At 27.8% G+C, this 17,041-nt stretch carries 20 protein-coding genes; 5 read left to right on the top strand and 15 right to left on the bottom strand.

The annotated features are described in order from the left end of the window. Window positions 1–71: 71 nt before the first annotated feature. The 6 genes from ACTF56_RS00615 to ACTF56_RS00590 are packed head-to-tail and all read right to left on the bottom strand — an operon-like array spanning window position 72 to window position 3,705. Window positions 72–773, bottom strand: coding sequence for a hypothetical protein (locus ACTF56_RS00615; RefSeq protein WP_438964965.1), 702 nt, complete (start codon window positions 771–773; stop codon window positions 72–74). Next, the gene (locus ACTF56_RS00610) at window positions 770–1,384 is read right to left on the bottom strand and encodes a hypothetical protein (RefSeq protein WP_438964964.1); all 615 of its coding nucleotides are present in this window, start codon (window positions 1,382–1,384) and stop codon (window positions 770–772) included. The genes ACTF56_RS00615 and ACTF56_RS00610 overlap by 4 nt, the downstream gene beginning before the upstream one ends. A 1-nt stretch (window position 1,385) precedes the next feature. Beyond that, complete coding sequence (locus ACTF56_RS00605; protein ID WP_438964963.1) at window positions 1,386–2,054, bottom strand: hypothetical protein; 669 nt, start codon at window positions 2,052–2,054, stop codon at window positions 1,386–1,388. Beyond that, a complete protein-coding gene (locus ACTF56_RS00600; protein WP_438964962.1) occupies window positions 2,051–2,692 on the bottom strand; it encodes a hypothetical protein in 642 nt (213 codons plus the stop codon). Before ACTF56_RS00600 ends, ACTF56_RS00605 begins: the two co-directional genes overlap by 4 nt. 1 nt (window position 2,693) lies before the next feature. Continuing rightward, window positions 2,694–3,368, bottom strand: coding sequence for a hypothetical protein (locus ACTF56_RS00595; RefSeq protein ID WP_438964961.1), 675 nt, complete (start codon window positions 3,366–3,368; stop codon window positions 2,694–2,696). 1 nt (window position 3,369) lies between these two features. Continuing rightward, window positions 3,370–3,705, bottom strand: a complete 336-nt coding sequence (locus tag ACTF56_RS00590) for a PadR family transcriptional regulator (RefSeq protein ID WP_338376098.1) — start codon at window positions 3,703–3,705, stop codon at window positions 3,370–3,372. Between the two features lie 183 nt (window positions 3,706–3,888). Between ACTF56_RS00590 and ACTF56_RS00585 the strand changes: the two genes are divergently transcribed. Together ACTF56_RS00585 and ACTF56_RS00580 are read left to right on the top strand one after the other, a co-directional pair. Further along, window positions 3,889–4,941 carry a 2Fe-2S iron-sulfur cluster-binding protein gene (locus ACTF56_RS00585; RefSeq protein WP_438964960.1) on the top strand — a complete coding sequence of 351 codons (1,053 nt, stop codon included), beginning with the start codon at window positions 3,889–3,891 and terminating at the stop codon, window positions 4,939–4,941. A 97-nt stretch (window positions 4,942–5,038) separates the two neighbouring features. Continuing rightward, window positions 5,039–5,347: a hypothetical protein gene (locus ACTF56_RS00580; RefSeq protein ID WP_438964959.1), complete on the top strand. Its 309-nt coding sequence runs from the start codon at window positions 5,039–5,041 to the stop codon at window positions 5,345–5,347. 58 nt (window positions 5,348–5,405) lie between these two features. Here the strand turns inward: ACTF56_RS00580 and ACTF56_RS00575 are convergent, their stop codons facing one another. The 3 genes from ACTF56_RS00575 to ACTF56_RS00565 form a co-directional block, all read right to left on the bottom strand. After that, on the bottom strand, window positions 5,406–6,032 hold the full coding sequence (locus tag ACTF56_RS00575; RefSeq protein ID WP_438964958.1) for a hypothetical protein: 627 nt from the start codon (window positions 6,030–6,032) through the stop codon (window positions 5,406–5,408). 129 nt (window positions 6,033–6,161) lie between these two features. Further along, window positions 6,162–7,205: a glycosyltransferase family 9 protein gene (locus ACTF56_RS00570; RefSeq protein WP_438964957.1), complete on the bottom strand. Its 1,044-nt coding sequence runs from the start codon at window positions 7,203–7,205 to the stop codon at window positions 6,162–6,164. Window positions 7,206–7,217: 12 nt separating this feature from the next. Beyond that, window positions 7,218–7,823 (bottom strand): DUF4254 domain-containing protein, encoded by a 606-nt coding sequence (locus tag ACTF56_RS00565; protein ID WP_438964956.1) that lies wholly within the window; start codon window positions 7,821–7,823, stop codon window positions 7,218–7,220. A gap of 74 nt (window positions 7,824–7,897) precedes the next feature. Between ACTF56_RS00565 and upp the strand changes: the two genes are divergently transcribed. Then, entirely contained in the window at window positions 7,898–8,551 is a 654-nt protein-coding gene (upp, locus tag ACTF56_RS00560; protein WP_438964955.1) for a uracil phosphoribosyltransferase, read from the top strand. On the opposite strand, the gene ACTF56_RS00555 is transcribed toward upp, so the two are convergent. Then, the gene (locus ACTF56_RS00555; RefSeq protein ID WP_438964954.1) at window positions 8,546–9,475 is read right to left on the bottom strand and encodes a DUF6427 family protein; all 930 of its coding nucleotides are present in this window, start codon (window positions 9,473–9,475) and stop codon (window positions 8,546–8,548) included. The two genes, upp and ACTF56_RS00555, sit on opposite strands and share 6 nt — an antisense overlap. 46 nt (window positions 9,476–9,521) lie before the next feature. Here ACTF56_RS00555 and ACTF56_RS00550 point away from each other — a divergent pair, with 46 nt between their 5' ends. Then, window positions 9,522–9,752, top strand: coding sequence for a DUF6341 family protein (locus tag ACTF56_RS00550; RefSeq protein ID WP_438964953.1), 231 nt, complete (start codon window positions 9,522–9,524; stop codon window positions 9,750–9,752). A gap of 16 nt (window positions 9,753–9,768) precedes the next feature. On the opposite strand, the gene purD is transcribed toward ACTF56_RS00550, so the two are convergent. Then, a complete protein-coding gene (purD, locus tag ACTF56_RS00545) occupies window positions 9,769–11,040 on the bottom strand; it encodes a phosphoribosylamine--glycine ligase (protein ID WP_438964952.1) in 1,272 nt (423 codons plus the stop codon). 150 nt (window positions 11,041–11,190) lie between these two features. Between purD and ACTF56_RS00540 the strand changes: the two genes are divergently transcribed. Further along, complete coding sequence (locus tag ACTF56_RS00540; RefSeq protein ID WP_438964951.1) at window positions 11,191–12,501, top strand: phenylacetate--CoA ligase family protein; 1,311 nt, start codon at window positions 11,191–11,193, stop codon at window positions 12,499–12,501. Here the strand turns inward: ACTF56_RS00540 and ACTF56_RS00535 are convergent. From ACTF56_RS00535 to ACTF56_RS00520, 4 genes are all read right to left on the bottom strand, one after another. Continuing rightward, window positions 12,498–13,250 carry a glycosyltransferase family 2 protein gene (locus ACTF56_RS00535; RefSeq protein ID WP_438964950.1) on the bottom strand — a complete coding sequence of 251 codons (753 nt, stop codon included), beginning with the start codon at window positions 13,248–13,250 and terminating at the stop codon, window positions 12,498–12,500. The two genes, ACTF56_RS00540 and ACTF56_RS00535, sit on opposite strands and share 4 nt — an antisense overlap. Next, window positions 13,250–14,602, bottom strand: coding sequence for an exopolysaccharide biosynthesis polyprenyl glycosylphosphotransferase (locus ACTF56_RS00530; protein ID WP_438964949.1), 1,353 nt, complete (start codon window positions 14,600–14,602; stop codon window positions 13,250–13,252). The genes ACTF56_RS00535 and ACTF56_RS00530 overlap by 1 nt, the downstream gene beginning before the upstream one ends. Next, on the bottom strand, window positions 14,603–15,586 hold the full coding sequence (locus ACTF56_RS00525; protein ID WP_438964948.1) for a UDP-glucuronic acid decarboxylase family protein: 984 nt from the start codon (window positions 15,584–15,586) through the stop codon (window positions 14,603–14,605). Between the two features lie 65 nt (window positions 15,587–15,651). Next, window positions 15,652–16,965, bottom strand: a complete 1,314-nt coding sequence (locus ACTF56_RS00520; protein ID WP_438964947.1) for an O-antigen ligase family protein — start codon at window positions 16,963–16,965, stop codon at window positions 15,652–15,654. Between the last annotated feature and the right edge of the window lie 76 nt (window positions 16,966–17,041).

Below are 17,041 nucleotides of genomic sequence, written 5' to 3'. Positions count from 1 at the left end.
GGTTGATGGTTGATGGTTGATGGTTGATGGTTGATGGTTGATGGTTATAAGTTGTAAAAAGTTTTGTTTTGTTACAAAGTGTTTGCTAATTCATATTCTGGGTACGTTTCTTTTAAATATTGTTCTGCTTTTGAAGGGATAATTTTTAAAATGATATAATTAAATAATAAAATAGAAACCACAGTAATGCTTATAATTATAGATGAAATCATGTTAATTTCTATTTTGTCGTGTAATTGAAGTCCTATTTGTAAAGGTAAATAACTAAATCCTCCAAAAGAACTAAAACCAAATATGATGTCTTTGTAGAGCCATTTTTTTCCTGAAATCTTAGCTTGTTTTTTGTTTTTTCTTGATAATGTTATAATTCCTATAAAGGAAATGAGTGATATTATGATAAAAAGAGTAATAATAACAATATGAGCAAATGGAAACTTTTGCATTGCTACAAACAAAAAGGCAATTGCAGTAAAAGTTCCAATGATTTTTGGAATTGAAAAAAAATCTTTAAAATGACTCCAAACCAGTTTGTTGTATTGCTTTCCTAAAGCTATTTGTCTTTTTTCAACCACATCCATAAAACCAAAAACGCCAAATTTTTTGAATTCGATTTGTAAAGCATCTTCAAAAGTGAGTTTAGGGTTTTGTTGCCATTGTTCTTCAATTGCATTGGCTAAATGATCTACTAATTCGGTTTGTAAATCGTACCATTCTACATAATGTTGACGTGTGAATTGGTATAAGCGTTCTATTTGTTGTTCGTTTAGTTTCATTTTGCTAATAGCATTTTATTAGATTTATTAAACTTAATTATTGTGTTTATGTAATAAATGAAAAAAGAAATACTTAGAAATATTATTAAACCAACAGTATAAATTTTACCATGAAATTCTCCAAAAAAGGAATTTCCAAAGCCATTTAATATCAAATTAATGAAATATATGAAATTTATTATGAGACCTGATTTTTCAAGAATAAAATATCTTTTTCTTGAATTAATAAAATAAATAATGGTTCTAATAATTAAATATAAAAGCATTAAAATCCAAAAAACAGAATTGAGTGCAATTATATTTTCTTTGAAAATAGTACAAAGTAAAATAGTAAAAATAGCAACAAAAAGATTGTAAGAATTTGTTAAAGAATTCAAAAAAGGTCTAGTTGTATCTATTAAAGATTGCTTATTAGCTTTTAATATTTCCGCTTTGTGAACAGGCATGTAAATTTTAAAAGCATCATAGAACTCAATGTTATTTTCTTTCATTTCTTGTTCAATACCGTTTAAAATATGATCAAGCATTTCCATGCGAATGTCATAATAAATAACATCATTCCTTTTGAGATAATTATCTATAAATTGTATGTTTTGTTTAGTGATTTTCATTTTAAACAAAAATTTGAGTTTGTAATTCTAAAACTGTATGTTTCTTTATTTTATAATAAATTAAAAAAGAAATAAAACACATTGTAAAAAGTACAGAACAAAAAAAAGAGTAAACAATGTAGTTAATTTCTATTAAAACATAATTCAGTCCATTAAAAAAATATAACCATAAAAAAACATTGTTAGAATAAAAGCCTAAACTACTTGTTTTTAAAACAGTTAACTTTTTTTTCTTTCCAAACTTATAAATAACCTTAAGCCAATCTATTAAAACATAAAAAACAATTATAAACACTGGAAACAAAATTATTCTTGGATTTGTTTTAAATAAATTTGTAACTACAAAAAATGAAATGAAAATAACAAAAGTTAGTACTATTAGAGGAAACTTAAAGTAGTCCTTTATTAAAATTCCATATTTTTTCCTGTAAATTTTATTTAATATTTGGACTTTTTCATTCATCATTCCTCTAAACCCTTTTTCTCCAAAACCTTCAACTTTAGCTTTTACAACTGCATCTTCAAAAGAAATTTCTTTATCCTTTTCTAAAATAGCTTCCACACTTAAAATCATATGGTCTAAAATTTCCATATAAACTTCATAGTATTTTATATCAAATCTTTTGATGTAGTTTTCGATGTAGGTTGTTTGTTGTTCGTTTAACTTCATGGTAAAAAAGATTTATTGATGTTCTCTACTCTTTTTTTTTCTTTGCTATTATAAATCATAAAAATTATTAACCATGATAGAAAAAAAGTTATAATAATACCTTCAAAAAGGGTAGCACTTTCTCTTTTCCCAATTAATGTAATGTTTAATAAATTTAAGGGTTGATAAACAATAAAAAGAATTGCCGAATTTTTTTCAACAGAATAAAAACGTTTCTTTTGATTAAAATAGTAGTTCCTTGCCTGAAATAAAACTTGAACAATCATCAATAAATAAACAGTCCAAATCATTCTTAAACAAACAAATAACAAGTCGTGTTCTTGAATTACATAAAAAAAGAATGTATAGCATAGCACAAAAATTGACAAACTTATAGGTTTTAAGCAATACTTTAAAAATGGAATAATCACCTGATAGTTGTGTTTTAAAGTATTTTCGTTTTGTTCCATTAAACCTCTCTTATTCAAAACCATATAACTTTTAAAAGCATCATAAAAATCTAGGTTATCGGCCTGCATTTTTTGTTCTACTGCTGTTGCTACATGATCAAGCATTTCCATACGAATATCATAATAATCAACTTCACTGTTTTTTAGATAATTATCTATAAATTGTATGTTTTGTTTAGTGATTTTCATTTTAAACAAAAATTTGAGTTTTTAATTCTTCTATTGTTTTTTTTCTGACTTCTATGAATATTAGTAAGGAAAGTAAACTAAAAACAAATAGCACTGAAAATATTAACCTTACAATAAAATGATTAAAATCTAAACTTTCTTTACCCCAAACAATTATGATACTTGATAAATGAAATCCTAACATTGTTGTATTATACGTCATAAATAATACATCAGTTTTTAACACAAATAATCTCTCTTTTTTTCTAAACTTCCATATTTGATAAATTGATAATAATCCTGCCAACAATACTAAAATCATTATAATACTATGTGCTTTTTGAGGTTTTTCAAAAACAGAAATGAAAAGAAAATACACTACAAAAACACTAATCGTCATAACTGTTTTAGGAAAATTAAAATATTCTCTGATTTTAGTATTAAATTCTTTACTGTTTTTCTTTCTGAGAAATTTTATTCTTTCACTAATCATTCCATTAAAGCCAAACTTTCCAAAACCTTCAACTTTAGCTTTCACAACGGTATTTTCAAAAGAAATTTCTTTATCCTTTTCTAAAATAGCTTCCACACTCAAAATCATATGGTCTAAAATTTCCATATAAACTTCATAGTATTTTATGTCATTTTTGTAGATATATTTTTCTATGTAACTAATTTGTTCACTATTCAATTTCATCTTAATAACTCAATTTTGGATTCACAATAGTTTGCATGTTCTTTATAAACTCTTCCAATTCTGAAAGTCTGTTTACAGTTTCTTTTGTGCCTTTTTCGGTTAGTTTATAATATTTTCTTAGTCGATTATCTACTTTTTCAACTTCAACATCTAATAAATCTTCGGCTTCTAATTTGTGTAAGGCTGGATACAACGCTCCTTCGGTAATGTTCAATTCCCCTTTAGTAATTTCCTTTACTTTTTGAGTGATTTCATAACCATACATTCTGCCATTTTCTTCTAACAACTTCATGATTATGGTATTCAAACTTCCTTTATATAATTGTGAGTTTTTCATTTAAACTTTATTTTGCTACGAAGGCACAAAGGCACAAAGTATTTTTATTTTACAAACATACATAATATTCTTATACATTAGAAACTTATGTATTGTTTTTTATCTTAAAATCTATAATCTTTTTTCTTTTATCTTTTCTCTATTTTCTTTATATGTAGTATTTTTGTAAAAAGAAATTCAATTATGTCATCATTCTATAAACTTACTATAAAAGAAATAAAAAGAGAAACTCCAAACGCTGTTTCTATATTATTTAACGTACCTGAAGAATTAAAATCAAACTATCAATTTATTGCTGGTCAATACATTACGTTAAAATTAACTTTAGATGGACAAGAAATTCGTAGAGCTTATTCTATTTGCAGTAGTCCAACTAGTGGTGAATTACGAATTGCTGTAAAAGCTGTACAAAATGGTTTCTTTTCAAAATTTGCTAATGAAAGTTTAAAAGTGGGTGGTTTATTAGAAGTGGGTACTCCTGAAGGAAAATTCACATTCGAACCCAAATTTGAAAAACAAAAAAATTATGCTGCTTTTGTTGCCGGAAGTGGAATTACTCCAGTAATGTCGATTTTAAAAACGGTTTTGGAAGAGGAACCAAACAGTACTTTTGTTTTGGTTTATGGAAATAAAAATGAAGAAGAAACTATTTTTCATCAACAATTGCATGATTTGCAATTGCAATATGTAGGAAGATTATTCGTACATTATGTTTACAGTAAAATCAATGTTGATGGTCAGCTTTTTGGCAGAATTGACAAAGCCAATGTAAATTTTGTACTGAAAAACAAGCATGCGCAAAAAGAGTTCTCTAAATACTATTTGTGTGGTCCAGAAGAAATGATAAATTTGGTTTCTGATGTTTTAAAAGAAAATAATGTTGCTGAAAAAGACATTAAATTTGAATTATTTTCAACGCCAACGACTGAAAATGATGCTGTAATTTCTCATGATGGTCATACCAAAATAACTGTTTTAGTAGATGATGAAGAAGCTACTTTTGAAATGAGTCAAAAGCAAACGTTATTAGAAGCTGCCTTGAAACAAGGTTTAGATGCTCCATATTCGTGTCAAGGTGGAATTTGCAGCAGTTGTATTGCAAAAATCACAAAAGGAACTGCAGAAATGAAGAAAAACACCATTTTAACTGACAAAGAAATTGCGGATGGTTTAATACTAACGTGTCAAGCACATCCCACTTCTGCTGAGATTTTTGTAGATTATGATGATGTGTAATTAGTTGGCAGTGTTCAGTTTTTAGTGTTCAGTAATTGTATTAAATCGGCTAATTGTAATTTAAAAACTTTGTGGTTTTGTGACTTCGCAGCAAAAAATGAAAAACAAACTCGAAATTTTCAAGAATGCTAAAGATCTTTTGGATGAACCAGAAGTTCAAGAATTATTGGACTATTGTGACGGTTTGGAAGATCAAATTGTTGATTTTAAATTTGAGAAAGACAAAAACAAAGAACTCATTTTATTAGACATGATAAAAGAGGTCATAAAAGGATGTAATGTTCTTGAAAAAGAACAAATGGAACATGAGCGTTTTGGTTATGATGCACCTAATTATCAAGAAACCATAACAAATATGAAACGTTATATCTTAGCGATTTGTAGAGATAATCAAATTTATTTGTGAGTTTTATTAGCTTGAAATCTGAACTCGACTCAGCTTCCCAAAACAAACACTTTTTAGATTAAATTTTACTCCTTTTGGTCCAATACATTATAAAAATTGTTCCAACAATTGAAGGTAAAATCCAATAAATTAATCCTTCTAGTTTTAAAGCTGCAACTAAAAATGCAGTAATTGAGGCAATATAAGCACCCGACATTTTTCCAATGTGAAATGGTAGAATTTTTGTTTTATCAATGTTTTTATAAAATTTAAAATCTCTTGTTGAAATAAAGAAAGCAGTTATTCCAAAAAACAAATATAAAATACCACCAGAATTGTTGTTGATAAGAAAATAAGTTCCAAATAATACCATTAAAACAGAAGCTATAATCATAATACTAGAAATGAATTTATCCGTAAAATTAGCTTCTTTTTTCTTTTTGAAAAGTAGTATTCTATTTCCTGAAATCACTAAATAAATCGTAAATATTCCAATTAAAAACAAAAAATTATTTTCGTGGTTAGGCAACCAACAAATAGGCAAAGAAATTAAGGAACTGATAATCATTCCGTAAGAAAATACTTTTCCTGCTTTTTTGTGTTTTGGACTTCCCTTGACAAATAAAAAACTGGCTAAACCTGATAAAAGTGCTATGCCTCCAAAAAAAGCATGAATATAAATGAAGATTTTAATGATGTGTTCCATGATGTTTTATTTTTATAGAACAAACTTAATCGAATTCAATTTTTAAAAATAATTAATAAGGACGAACTGTTTAAAAAGCTTGATGAATTGTCTTAGATTCTGAATCAAGTTCAGAATGACGAAATTTTATTAATCAACTAATTTAGATTGAATAATAAAAACTACATCATTTACAGAAATCGTTCGCATAGCATTTTCATAGCCTTCAACAATTTTGTTTCCATAAACAGAAGTTGGTAAAAAAGGAAATTTATTTCTGTCAGAAACCAAACAATGTTCCATAGGTTGATTAAAAGGTTTAAAACCAGCAAAAGGATGAGTTGCTCCCCAAAGTGTAATTACATTTACTCCAAACATAGCAGCAATATGTGCATTTCCAGAATCCATAGAAAGCATAACATCTAAGTTGGAAATCAATTGTAGTTCTTCTTGAAAAGATAATTTTCCTGCTACAACAATTACATTTTCATGCTTGTTTTGCAATTGATTTAATTGCAGAATTTCTTCATTTCCACCACCAAAAAGTAAGATTTTTTGATTTGTTTTTTTTGCTAATTCGTCAATAACATTTTGCATTAAATCTAAAGGATAGACTTTGCTTTCGTATTGAGCAAAAGGGGCAATTCCGATTAGTTTCATTCCAGAAATCTCTCCAATTTTACTCAAAATAGCGTTGGATAAAACTTCTTTTTCAGGAAACTTTGGATTAGCTAACTCAACTTCAAAACCCAATTTATTAAAGGTTGCCACATGTCTTTCAAACATGGATTTTGTAGGTTTAAAAATCTTGTTTTCGGGACGAGTTAAAGCTTTTTTCTCTGCTCTTCCTTTGTCTGTTGCAGCTACTTTTTTTCCAATTGATGCGAATAAAGTCCTTACAACTTGTGAACGTAAAACATTATGTAAATCGGCAATATGAGTGATTTCAAGTTTCTTTAAATCCCAAAACAAACGAAGTAATCCCAAAAATCCTTTGTGTCTTTTCTTTAAATCCACTCCAAAAAAAGAAACATTCGGAATCGCATCAAAAAATGGTTTAAAAAATGGTCGAGAAACCACTGTAACTTTTATATCAGGATTTTGAACAGAAAAAGCTCTCAACACAGGAACCGTCATTGCGACATCACCCATGGCTGAGAGCCTTATTACTACTATGTCTTTGGATTTAGGCATTTAAAAAAATGCTTATTTCTTATTCTGGTATAAAACAGGATTTAATTCATCGTCGTTATACATTTTCATTTGTTTGTACACTTTCATGAATTTATCACCATTTTCAAAGTCAACCATTAATTGATCTATGGAAGTAAACATGTCACTTTTTTGATCCAAAAGCACATTCAATTTCTCTTGACATTTGGCTCTATGTTCTGCTGAAGCTTCCGTTCTTGTAGCTTCTTCATTCATATGATAAATTTTCAAAGCTAAAATAGACAAACGATCAATGGCCCAAGCTGGACTTTCGGTATTAATCTTAGCATCATCTTTTACTTGAACAGCACTATATTTTTGTAAAAAATAACTATCGATATACTCCACCATATCTGTACGAACTTGGTTAGAAGCATCAATTTTTCTTTTTAAGGTTAAAGCTGCTACTGGATCAATTTGTGGATCACGAATAATATCTTCATAATGCCATTGAACGGTATCCACCCAATTTTTGGCATAAAGTAAATGCTCAATTTTATCCTTTGGATACTTATTATTAATAGGTTGATCTACATTATCATGAACGTGATAATCGTTGATACTTTCTTCAAAAATTGTAAATGCAAATTTCGCAAACATAATTATATGGTGTTAATTTGTACAAAAATAGAGAATTTTTATACTTTTAACCTGAAAAACTAAATAATATTACAATGCATATTCATTATATCTCTGAAAAAAACAGTATTCTAAACCATTTTTTAACACAAATTAGAGACGTCAATATTCAAAAAGACAGTATGCGTTTTAGAAAAAACATAGAGCGAATAGGTGAAATTATGGCTTATGAATTAAGTAAAACTTTAGAATATAAAGAGATAAAAGTCCAAACGCCACTAGGTATAAAAGAAACAACCACAGTTGCTGATAATGTTGTTTTGTGTTCCATTTTACGAGCTGGTTTAGCGTTGCATCAAGGTTTTATGAACTTTTTTGATGATGCCGAAAATGGATTTGTATCTGCTTATCGTCATCACTATAACAATGATGATGCTTTTGAAATTTTAGTAGAATATCAAGCTGCTCCTTCTTTTCAAGACAAGAATTTAATTTTAATTGACCCAATGTTGGCTACTGGACAATCAATTGTGGCTGTTTTAAATAAATTACATTTAGAACAAAAACCTAAAGAAATTCATATTGCAGTTGTTATTGCAGCTCCAGAAGGAATTGCATATTTAGAAGAAAATCTTCCAAAGAACTGCCATTTATGGGTTGCGGCTTGTGATGAAAAACTAAATGAGAAAAATTATATTATTCCAGGTTTAGGTGATGCTGGAGATTTGGCTTACGGCAACAAACTATAATTGCAACGTAAATAAGGTAACACTTATGGCAATTAGTATGTAAAGTGTTACTTCTTTCATCCAATACGTTTGGATTTTTTCCAAAAAATTTGCTCCTAAAATGGCCATTGGAACGAAAGAATAAATTAAGAAACTATTGTTTTTATGATTGGACAAAACGTAAATCAAAACTGCTAAAACAAACATAAAAACAACTTTTTTGTAAGTTCCTTGAAGATTTAAAGGTTTGTTTTTAATTTCCAATGTTTGTGTACTAAAAACAAAAACAGCAATCGATGAAAATATAGCCAATGCAATGTTTTGATACACATTTTCAAAATAACTAAAATTCAAGCTAATGGAGACATTATCGTAAATTAACGATATTAAATCATATTGAAATAGTAACTGAAATAATACAACCAAAATTGCAACAGCAAATAAAGCAATGAATGGAATTATCCAGTTTTTATAATCTCTTCCAACGTGAAAAATGATGGCTGTAAAAACCAAAAAAATGAATAATATGCTCCAAAAATGAAATATTGAAGCCAAAAAAATCCAAAAAGAGGCATCAAATATTTTTTCTTTAGATTTTTTTAAAGTCTTAAGCGCAAATAATTTGTCAACAGCCAATAATATGAGAAGATTGGAAATAATTACATTTGGATTTTTATACAAAGAAGGGAAAAGGATAAAAAACAATGCATACAATAAAAGGGTATAACTATTTAATTTAGTTAAATTATTCTTTTGAGAAATGATATTCACATATATAAAAGACAACGATAATAGTAACATTATAGCTGTTTTTTGAACGACAATCCATACCGTAGTTTCAGTTTCTATTCTGCTAAATTGATAAAAAGAATAGAAAAAGATAGAAATAACTGTTATAGTTATATAATTTATTGGACTTGTTTTGCTAAAAACGTTTGCAATCATAAAGATATTTTATACTTTTGTGATGTAAATATAACACATTATCAAAATGAAATCATTTTTTGAAGGATTTGCTTCGTTATTTGTTGACTTTTTATTCAAACCTTACGATATGTTAAGAGAATTAGAATTAACAAATTGGTGGGCAGCAAACGCATTAAACTGGATATTTATCATTATTTGTATTGGTGCAATGGTTTATTGGACTAAACAATTAAACATCTTCAAAAACAATAATGAAGATGATGATAATACAACAGCTCATTCATTTCTTAAATAATTGAAAAAATAGGATTTTATAAATCAAATCCTATATCTTTTCTATAATTCATCTTATCAAAATGTAACTTATTTATGTTTTGATAAGATTTTTTTATGGATTCTTCAAACGAACTTCCGTATGAAGTTACAGCTAAAACTCTTCCACCATTAGAAACTACCTTTCCGTTTTCTAATTTGGTTCCTGCATGAAACACCAAAGAATCTTCCACGCTTTCTAATCCTGAAATTTCTTTTCCTTTTTCATAATCTTCAGGATAACCACCAGAAACTATCATAATTGTTGTGGCACTTCTTTCGTCAATCTCAAGGGTAATTTTGTCTAATTCTTGCTTTGAAATGGCTTCAAAAATTTCAACCAAATCACTTTTTAATCTTGGCATAACTACTTCAGTTTCTGGATCACCCATTCTTACGTTATATTCAATAACCATTGGTTCGCCTTTCACATTAATTAATCCAATAAAAACAAAACCTTTGTAATCAATATTGTCGTTTTGTAAACCTTGAATCGTTGGTTTTACAATTCTAGTTTCAATTTTTTCTAACAAAACGGCATCTGCAAATGGCACTGGAGAAACAGCTCCCATTCCACCTGTATTTAAACCTGTATCGCCTTCGCCAATTCTTTTATAATCTTTAGCTGTTGGTAGAATCTTATAATTTTTCCCATCTGTTAAAACAAAACAACTTAATTCAATTCCGTCTAAAAATTCTTCAATAACTACTTTTGAACTTGCGTTTCCAAATTTCGCATCAACTAACATGCTTCGTAATTCGGATTTTGCTTCTTCTAAGTCATTCAGAATTAAAACTCCTTTTCCAGCGGCTAATCCGTCAGCTTTTAAAACATAGGGTGCTTCTAGAGTTTCTAAAAATTCACACCCTTTTTCAACCGTTTCCACTGTAAAACTTTCGTATTTAGCGGTTGGAATATTGTTTTTTACTAAAAATTCTTTGGCAAATTCTTTACTACCTTCTAATTGAGCGCCAACTTTTGATGGACCAATTACTGGAACATGCTTTAATTCAGAGTCATTTTGGAAGAAATCATAAATTCCGTTTACTAAAGGGTCTTCTGGACCAACCACAACCATATTAATATGATTTTTAAGTACTGTATCTTTAACAGCTTCAAAATCGTTAGGATTTAATTCAATATTAGTTGCAATTTGGCTGGTTCCTGCATTTCCTGGTGCTACGTATAAATTTTTACATTTACTACTTTGTAACATTTTCCAAGCTAATGCATGCTCTCTTCCGCCTGAACCTAAAAGTAAAATATTCATTTTTGTGGTGTTTAATCTGAACTTGTTTCAGATTCTCATCTCAAAAAGTTCGGTTTAGTTGTTTTGGCAAAAATACTTTGTTTTGTTTTTAAAATATAATTTTCGTTTAAAAAGTTTTAGTTTTCTTATTTTTGATAAAATTTATAAAACGTGGCTAAATTATTTGATTTTTCATTGCTAATAAATGGTTTTCCTATAAAGAAAGCAAAGACTGCATTTGATAAAATTTTAGCCATTCCTGAAGAAAAGTATGAAAATTATGTGATTGAAAAACGAAAAGAAATTGTCAATTTTCATCTTCAAAACAATGCGTTTTATCAAAATTTAGTTGGAAAAAATGAAATTGAAAATTGGAATGAACTACCTGTTTTAACCAAAAAAGATTTACAACAAACTTTAAAAAATCGCATTTCAAAAGGGTTTTCTGAAAAAAATATATTTGTTAATAAAACTTCGGGTTCCAGTGGAAATCCTTTTGTTTTTGCAAAAGACAAAGAATGTCATGCCTTAACTTGGGCTTCAATTATTTATAGATTTGGTTGGTATGCAATTGATTTTAATTCTTCTTATCAAGCTCGTTTTTATGGAATTCCCTTAGATTTTATAGGCAACAAAAAAGAACGTTTGAAAGATTATTTAGGCAACCGATATCGTTTTCCTATTTTTGATTTATCGGACAAAATTTTTGATGACATTTTAGAACATTTTAATGCTAAAAATTTTAGTTATATCAATGGATATACGAGTTCAATTGTGCTTTTTGGAAAATATTTAAGAGAAAGAAAATTAGTTTTAAAAGATATTTGTCCTTCTTTAAAAGTCTGTTTTGTGACTTCGGAAATGCTTTTTGATGAAGATAAAAAACTACTTGAAGACTATTTTGGAATTCCAATTATCAATGAATATGGTGCTTCTGAATTGGATTTAATTGCCTTTGAAAATTTAGATAGTGAATGGCAAATAAATGCTGAAACATTATTTGTTGAAATTTTAGATGAAAACAATCAACCTGTTGTTCATGGAAAAGAAGGAAAAATTGTTGTAACTTCTCTTTACAACAAAGCACATCCATTTATTAGATATGAAATTGGTGATGTTGGTATTTTAGATGAAAAAAGCACGTTTAAAAAACCCATTCTTAAAAAATTAATTGGTCGAACTAATGATGTTGCGATTTTACCAAGTGGAAAAAAAGCACCAGGTTTAACCTTTTATTATGTTACCAAAAGTATTATTGAAGACGATGGAAATGTGAAAGAATTTATAATAAAACAAACTAAAATTGATTCTTTTGAAATTGATTATGTTAGTGAAAGTGAATTAAATTCAAGTCAAATTGAAACAATTCAAAATGCGATTTCTCTTTATTTAGAGCCTAATTTGAACTTTGTTTTCTATAAGAAACCTTTCTTAGAAAGAAGTAAACGAGGAAAATTGAAGCAATTTGAATCCTTACTTTAGTTTCTATACTTCATAAAACCTCGATACATCCAATGTAACATATAATAAACAGATTGAAAAACGTTTAATTTTTCAACTTCTCTAAAAAATTGCCATTGGTATTTCAATAAATCAGATTTTTTTCTGGAAAGCGAATTTTTTCTAATTCGATAAATGGCTTTTGGTTCTTGAATTCCATAGGCAAATGGAATTTCTTTTAAATATTTCAACCACAAACCCATATCTTGACGTTTTCTGATTAACGGCATGGCTTTTTTATCTAAGATTTCGATATCCAAAAAAGCAGTTAAGCAACTGATTGAGTTTGATTTTAAAATATCGGAATAAGTCACTTTTTGAGGAACAATGAAATCGGAATAAATAAAATTGAGCGTCTCATCTGAACGCTTGTAGGATGAAAAAACAAAATGAATTCCAGTTTTTTGAATGGTTTTGATGCTGTTTTCGATAAAATCTTCAAACCAAATATCATCAGCATCTAGAAATGTCATGTATTTTCCATTACCGTTTTCAATTCCTTTATTACGAGCTACTGCTGGTCCCGAATTTAAATCTAATTGATAAAGTTTTATTCGATGGTCTTTTGCTATGAAATCTTTGATTAAATCAATCGTGTTGTCTGAAGAACAATCATCAATCAAAATCATTTCCCAATTTTGATGTGTTTGTTTTTGAACAGATAAAATAGTTTCAGAAATATATTTAGCTGAATTGAATGTTGGAGTAATTATGGATACTAAATCATTCATTAGTATGCTTTTTTATCTCCTTTTATTGAATTAACTATGGTAGTAAAAATAACTTTAATGTCTAGTAATATAGTCCAATTTTCCAGATAAAAAATATCGTATTTTACTCGGTTTATGATGTCTTGTTCGTTTTCAACTTCACCTCTAAATCCGTTAGTTTGAGCTAGGCCAGTGATGCCTGGTTTTATAAAATGACGTACCATGAACTTATCCACACTTTTGGCATACATTTCTGTGTGACTTACCATGTGAGGTCTTGGACCAACAACAGACATGTTGCCTACTAAAACATTGAAAAATTGAGGTAACTCATCAATACTTGTTTTACGCATAAACTTGCCGGTTTTTGTAATTCTTGGGTCGTTTTTAGAAACTTGTTCCAAATCGGCTATTTTATTTAATCGCATTGATCTGAATTTATAGCATGAAAACTCTTCGTAATTCAAACCATTTCTCATTTGTTTGAAAAAAATAGGTCCTTTAGATTCCAATTTTATTAAAACAGCAAGTATTGGAATCAACCATGATAAAACTCCAACAATAACTAAGATTGAAAATACTATATCAAAAAATCTTTTTAATCGTTTATTCACCTCTATTTCTAAAGGTATTTTTCTTAAAGAAATAATAGGAATGTAGCCATAATATTCTAAAGCTAAATTTCGATAAAGCGTTTGTTTACTATCCGGAAGGAGTTTAATTGTTTTTAAATTGTTATCGGCAAAATTGATTAAGTTTTCAATATCTGTGTTTCTTAGAGTAGTTAATGATCCGTAAATTTCATCTATTTTATGATCCAAAACATATTGATAACATTCTTTTAACTCCTCTCTTTTATTAGTTTTTAAATCAAATTGTTTTAGCAAATTATAGCCATAATCTGGGTTGTTAGAAAAATAATCAACTAACTCATCTACATTTTTACCGTTTCCTAAAATAATAACTTTTCTTAAATTTCCACCGTAAAAAAGGCGGTATTTTTTTAATAAATTAAAAATAAAAAACTTTTGAAAACCAATAGTAATGAAGGATATAAATATAAAGAACCAAATTTCGTTTGGGGTTACATATTTGTATTTATAACCAACATAAGCAAATGTGATAATTGTAATAAAGAAAAATTGCTTTAATAACTTTCCAAAAATTTGTACTTCTTTGGTAAATCTGAACACTTCATAATATCCAGTGTAATAAGAGGCTATTAACCAAAAGATGGATAATATTGTATGATATCCAAAATTACTCATACTGGTTCTTAGACAAATTAACACCAATAAATTTATAATTAATAAATCTAAAAAGGTTATTAATGGTCTAATGTATTTTGAATATCTACCTGTTTTATTGTTCAATTAGAATATATATTTTGAAAAATCTTTATGCTCCTCTTTCATTAATTCTTCTTTGGATAAAGATTTAAAGTATTCGTATGTAATTTTCATTCCTTCTTCTCTGGAAACCTTAGCTTCCCAACCCAATAGTTCTTTTGCTTTTGTTGTGTCTGGCTGTCTTTGTAAAGGATCGTTTACTGGCAACGGATGATAAACTACTTTTTGATTTGTTCCTGTTAATTTTATAATTTCATCTGCAAAATCTTTTATTGTAATTTCATCTGGATTTCCAATATTTACTGGATATACATAATCCGATAGAAGCAATCTGTAAATTCCTTCAACTTGATCATCTACATAGCAAAAAGATCTGGTTTGACTTCCATCTCCAAAAATAGTTAAATCTTCTCCACGTAAAGCTTGACCTATAAAAGCAGGAATTACGCGACCATCATTTAATCGCATTCTTGGTCCGTATGTGTTAAAAATTCTCACAATTCTAGTTTCTAATCCATGAAATGTATGATAAGCCATAGTTATCGATTCCTGAAAACGTTTAGCCTCATCATAAACACCTCTTGGACCTATAGTATTTACGTTGCCATAGTACTCTTCGGTTTGCGGATGAACTAATGGATCACCGTATATTTCTGAAGTTGAGGCGATTAATATTCGAGCTTTTTTAACTCTAGCTAATCCTAACAGATTATGAGTTCCTAATGAACCTACTTTTAAAGTTTGAATAGGTATTTTTAAATAATCTATTGGACTTGCTGGTGAAGCAAAATGTAAAATATAGTCTAATTCACCTGGGACATGGACAAATTTAGTAATATCGTGATGGTAAAATTCAAAGTTTTTATCTTTAAATAAATGCTCAATATTTTTTAAATCACCCGTTATTAAATTATCCATACCGATAACAAAATAACCTTCATTTATAAATCTGTCACACAAATGAGAACCCAAAAACCCTGCAGCTCCTGTAATTAGTATTCTTTTCAATTTTTTTGAGTATTTTTTTTTATGTTTTGTTAATTTTATCTTAATGGAACGTTATAATTTTCCTTTTATTGTGATTGTTTTGAATTAAATAAACAATATAATAAAGTGAAAAAAACTACACCTCTTTGTCTCCATAAAAAAGATTCGGTCAAAAATAAACTAATCATTAGAACTGCAAAAGCTATATGTATAAATTCTTTATGTTTTATGGCGTTTTTTAGATTTATAGACACTATTACTATTAATAATATAAATCCTAAAACACCCAATTCTGCAAAAACTTGAATATATTGGTTGTGAAAATTCTTTTTATGATAACCTTCAATCAACTCGTTTCCTTGAAATACATTGTTTTGTAATCCTTTTTCTTCAATTTTTTTATAAGAAGCATTTAAACCAAACCCATTCCAAAAAATATTGTCTTCCTTTAAAAACTCAAAAAATAATCGGGCTTGATACACTCTAAACGATGATCCTGAAAAATAATCTGTTTGATTAAATTTTTGATTGTACCAAGCTTCTTTCATACTAATAACATTTGATCCAACATCTTGCTTGTTAATAACTGTATGGCCAATATTACTCTCTTCTTTGATTTTAAATTCAAAAACCAATCTTTCTTTAATCCAACCAAATGAAAAAAGGCACACTAATGCAAATCCTAAAATAATTATATTTCGCAAACGCATTTTATTTGCTGATTTTGAAAAATAAAAAAAGTGAATAATGGAAAGTAGAACTGTTGTAAAAATGATGTTTTTAGAGGAAAGTAAAAAAAGAAAAAAAGCAAGGAATGTTGCTGATAAATTATCTTTATTTGTCTTTATTTCCTTCGTCCAAAAATAAAAAAAAGCGATGCTTACAAATACAGAAAAATGAACTGCATTTAAATCTTTAGTAACTAAATTATGAAAGAAAAAAACACTTAAATCATTAATTATTAAATAATCATAAGTAGCTTTTACAATAAAATAAAAAGCAACAAAAACAATGGAATAACTGTAATATTTGAGAATTTTTATTTTATTACCGACGAAAAATTCTTTACCCAGTAAAAAACACAATGGAATTACTAAAAGAGGAACTTCTTTAATTAAAGCTTGCAATGTTGCCGATTGGTCAGAAGTCCACATCAAAGAAAATAACATTAATAAATAAAAAGCAACTAGATAAAATAAGCTTTTATTCAATGAAAAGTTATTCTTAGTTAATGAATAAGAAGAAGCAATGAAAAATAAAACTAAAAACACACTGTTTACAGCATGATTGAAAGGAATTGTAATTAAACTCAAAACAAAAAAAGACAAAGGAACATTATTTTTAAAATCTTTTTTAACCGTTTGAAAAAAACCAATCCCTTGAAATTTAAAAGTATTCATTACTGTAATTTTTACCTTAATTAATTGCAAGGTATCATTTTTTTTTATTTTAACAGTTAACTTATTTATTGAATAT

Source organism: Flavobacterium sp. (assembly GCF_965657075.1).
Classification (GTDB): Bacteria; Bacteroidota; Bacteroidia; order Flavobacteriales; family Flavobacteriaceae; genus Flavobacterium.
Note: the sequence above shows the minus strand (reverse complement) of the source record. Positions and strands in the feature narration are given on the sequence as shown.

What these genes read in the sequence shown, in the direction of transcription:
- ACTF56_RS00615 (WP_438964965.1), bottom strand. Translation starts at nt 773, where the DNA reads ATGAAACTAAACGAACAACAAATAGAACGCTTATACCAATTCACACGT.
- ACTF56_RS00610 (WP_438964964.1), bottom strand. Translation starts at nt 1,384, where the DNA reads ATGAAAATCACTAAACAAAACATACAATTTATAGATAATTATCTCAAA.
- ACTF56_RS00605 (WP_438964963.1), bottom strand. Translation starts at nt 2,054, where the DNA reads ATGAAGTTAAACGAACAACAAACAACCTACATCGAAAACTACATCAAA.
- ACTF56_RS00600 (WP_438964962.1), bottom strand. Translation starts at nt 2,692, where the DNA reads ATGAAAATCACTAAACAAAACATACAATTTATAGATAATTATCTAAAA.
- ACTF56_RS00595 (WP_438964961.1), bottom strand. Translation starts at nt 3,368, where the DNA reads ATGAAATTGAATAGTGAACAAATTAGTTACATAGAAAAATATATCTAC.
- ACTF56_RS00590 (WP_338376098.1), bottom strand. Translation starts at nt 3,705, where the DNA reads ATGAAAAACTCACAATTATATAAAGGAAGTTTGAATACCATAATCATG.
- ACTF56_RS00585 (WP_438964960.1), top strand. Translation starts at nt 3,889, where the DNA reads ATGTCATCATTCTATAAACTTACTATAAAAGAAATAAAAAGAGAAACT.
- ACTF56_RS00580 (WP_438964959.1), top strand. Translation starts at nt 5,039, where the DNA reads ATGAAAAACAAACTCGAAATTTTCAAGAATGCTAAAGATCTTTTGGAT.
- ACTF56_RS00575 (WP_438964958.1), bottom strand. Translation starts at nt 6,032, where the DNA reads ATGGAACACATCATTAAAATCTTCATTTATATTCATGCTTTTTTTGGA.
- ACTF56_RS00570 (WP_438964957.1), bottom strand. Translation starts at nt 7,205, where the DNA reads ATGCCTAAATCCAAAGACATAGTAGTAATAAGGCTCTCAGCCATGGGT.
- ACTF56_RS00565 (WP_438964956.1), bottom strand. Translation starts at nt 7,823, where the DNA reads ATGTTTGCGAAATTTGCATTTACAATTTTTGAAGAAAGTATCAACGAT.
- upp (WP_438964955.1), top strand. Translation starts at nt 7,898, where the DNA reads ATGCATATTCATTATATCTCTGAAAAAAACAGTATTCTAAACCATTTT.
- ACTF56_RS00555 (WP_438964954.1), bottom strand. Translation starts at nt 9,475, where the DNA reads ATGATTGCAAACGTTTTTAGCAAAACAAGTCCAATAAATTATATAACT.
- ACTF56_RS00550 (WP_438964953.1), top strand. Translation starts at nt 9,522, where the DNA reads ATGAAATCATTTTTTGAAGGATTTGCTTCGTTATTTGTTGACTTTTTA.
- purD (WP_438964952.1), bottom strand. Translation starts at nt 11,040, where the DNA reads ATGAATATTTTACTTTTAGGTTCAGGCGGAAGAGAGCATGCATTAGCT.
- ACTF56_RS00535 (WP_438964950.1), bottom strand. Translation starts at nt 13,250, where the DNA reads ATGAATGATTTAGTATCCATAATTACTCCAACATTCAATTCAGCTAAA.
- ACTF56_RS00520 (WP_438964947.1), bottom strand. Translation starts at nt 16,965, where the DNA reads ATGAATACTTTTAAATTTCAAGGGATTGGTTTTTTTCAAACGGTTAAA.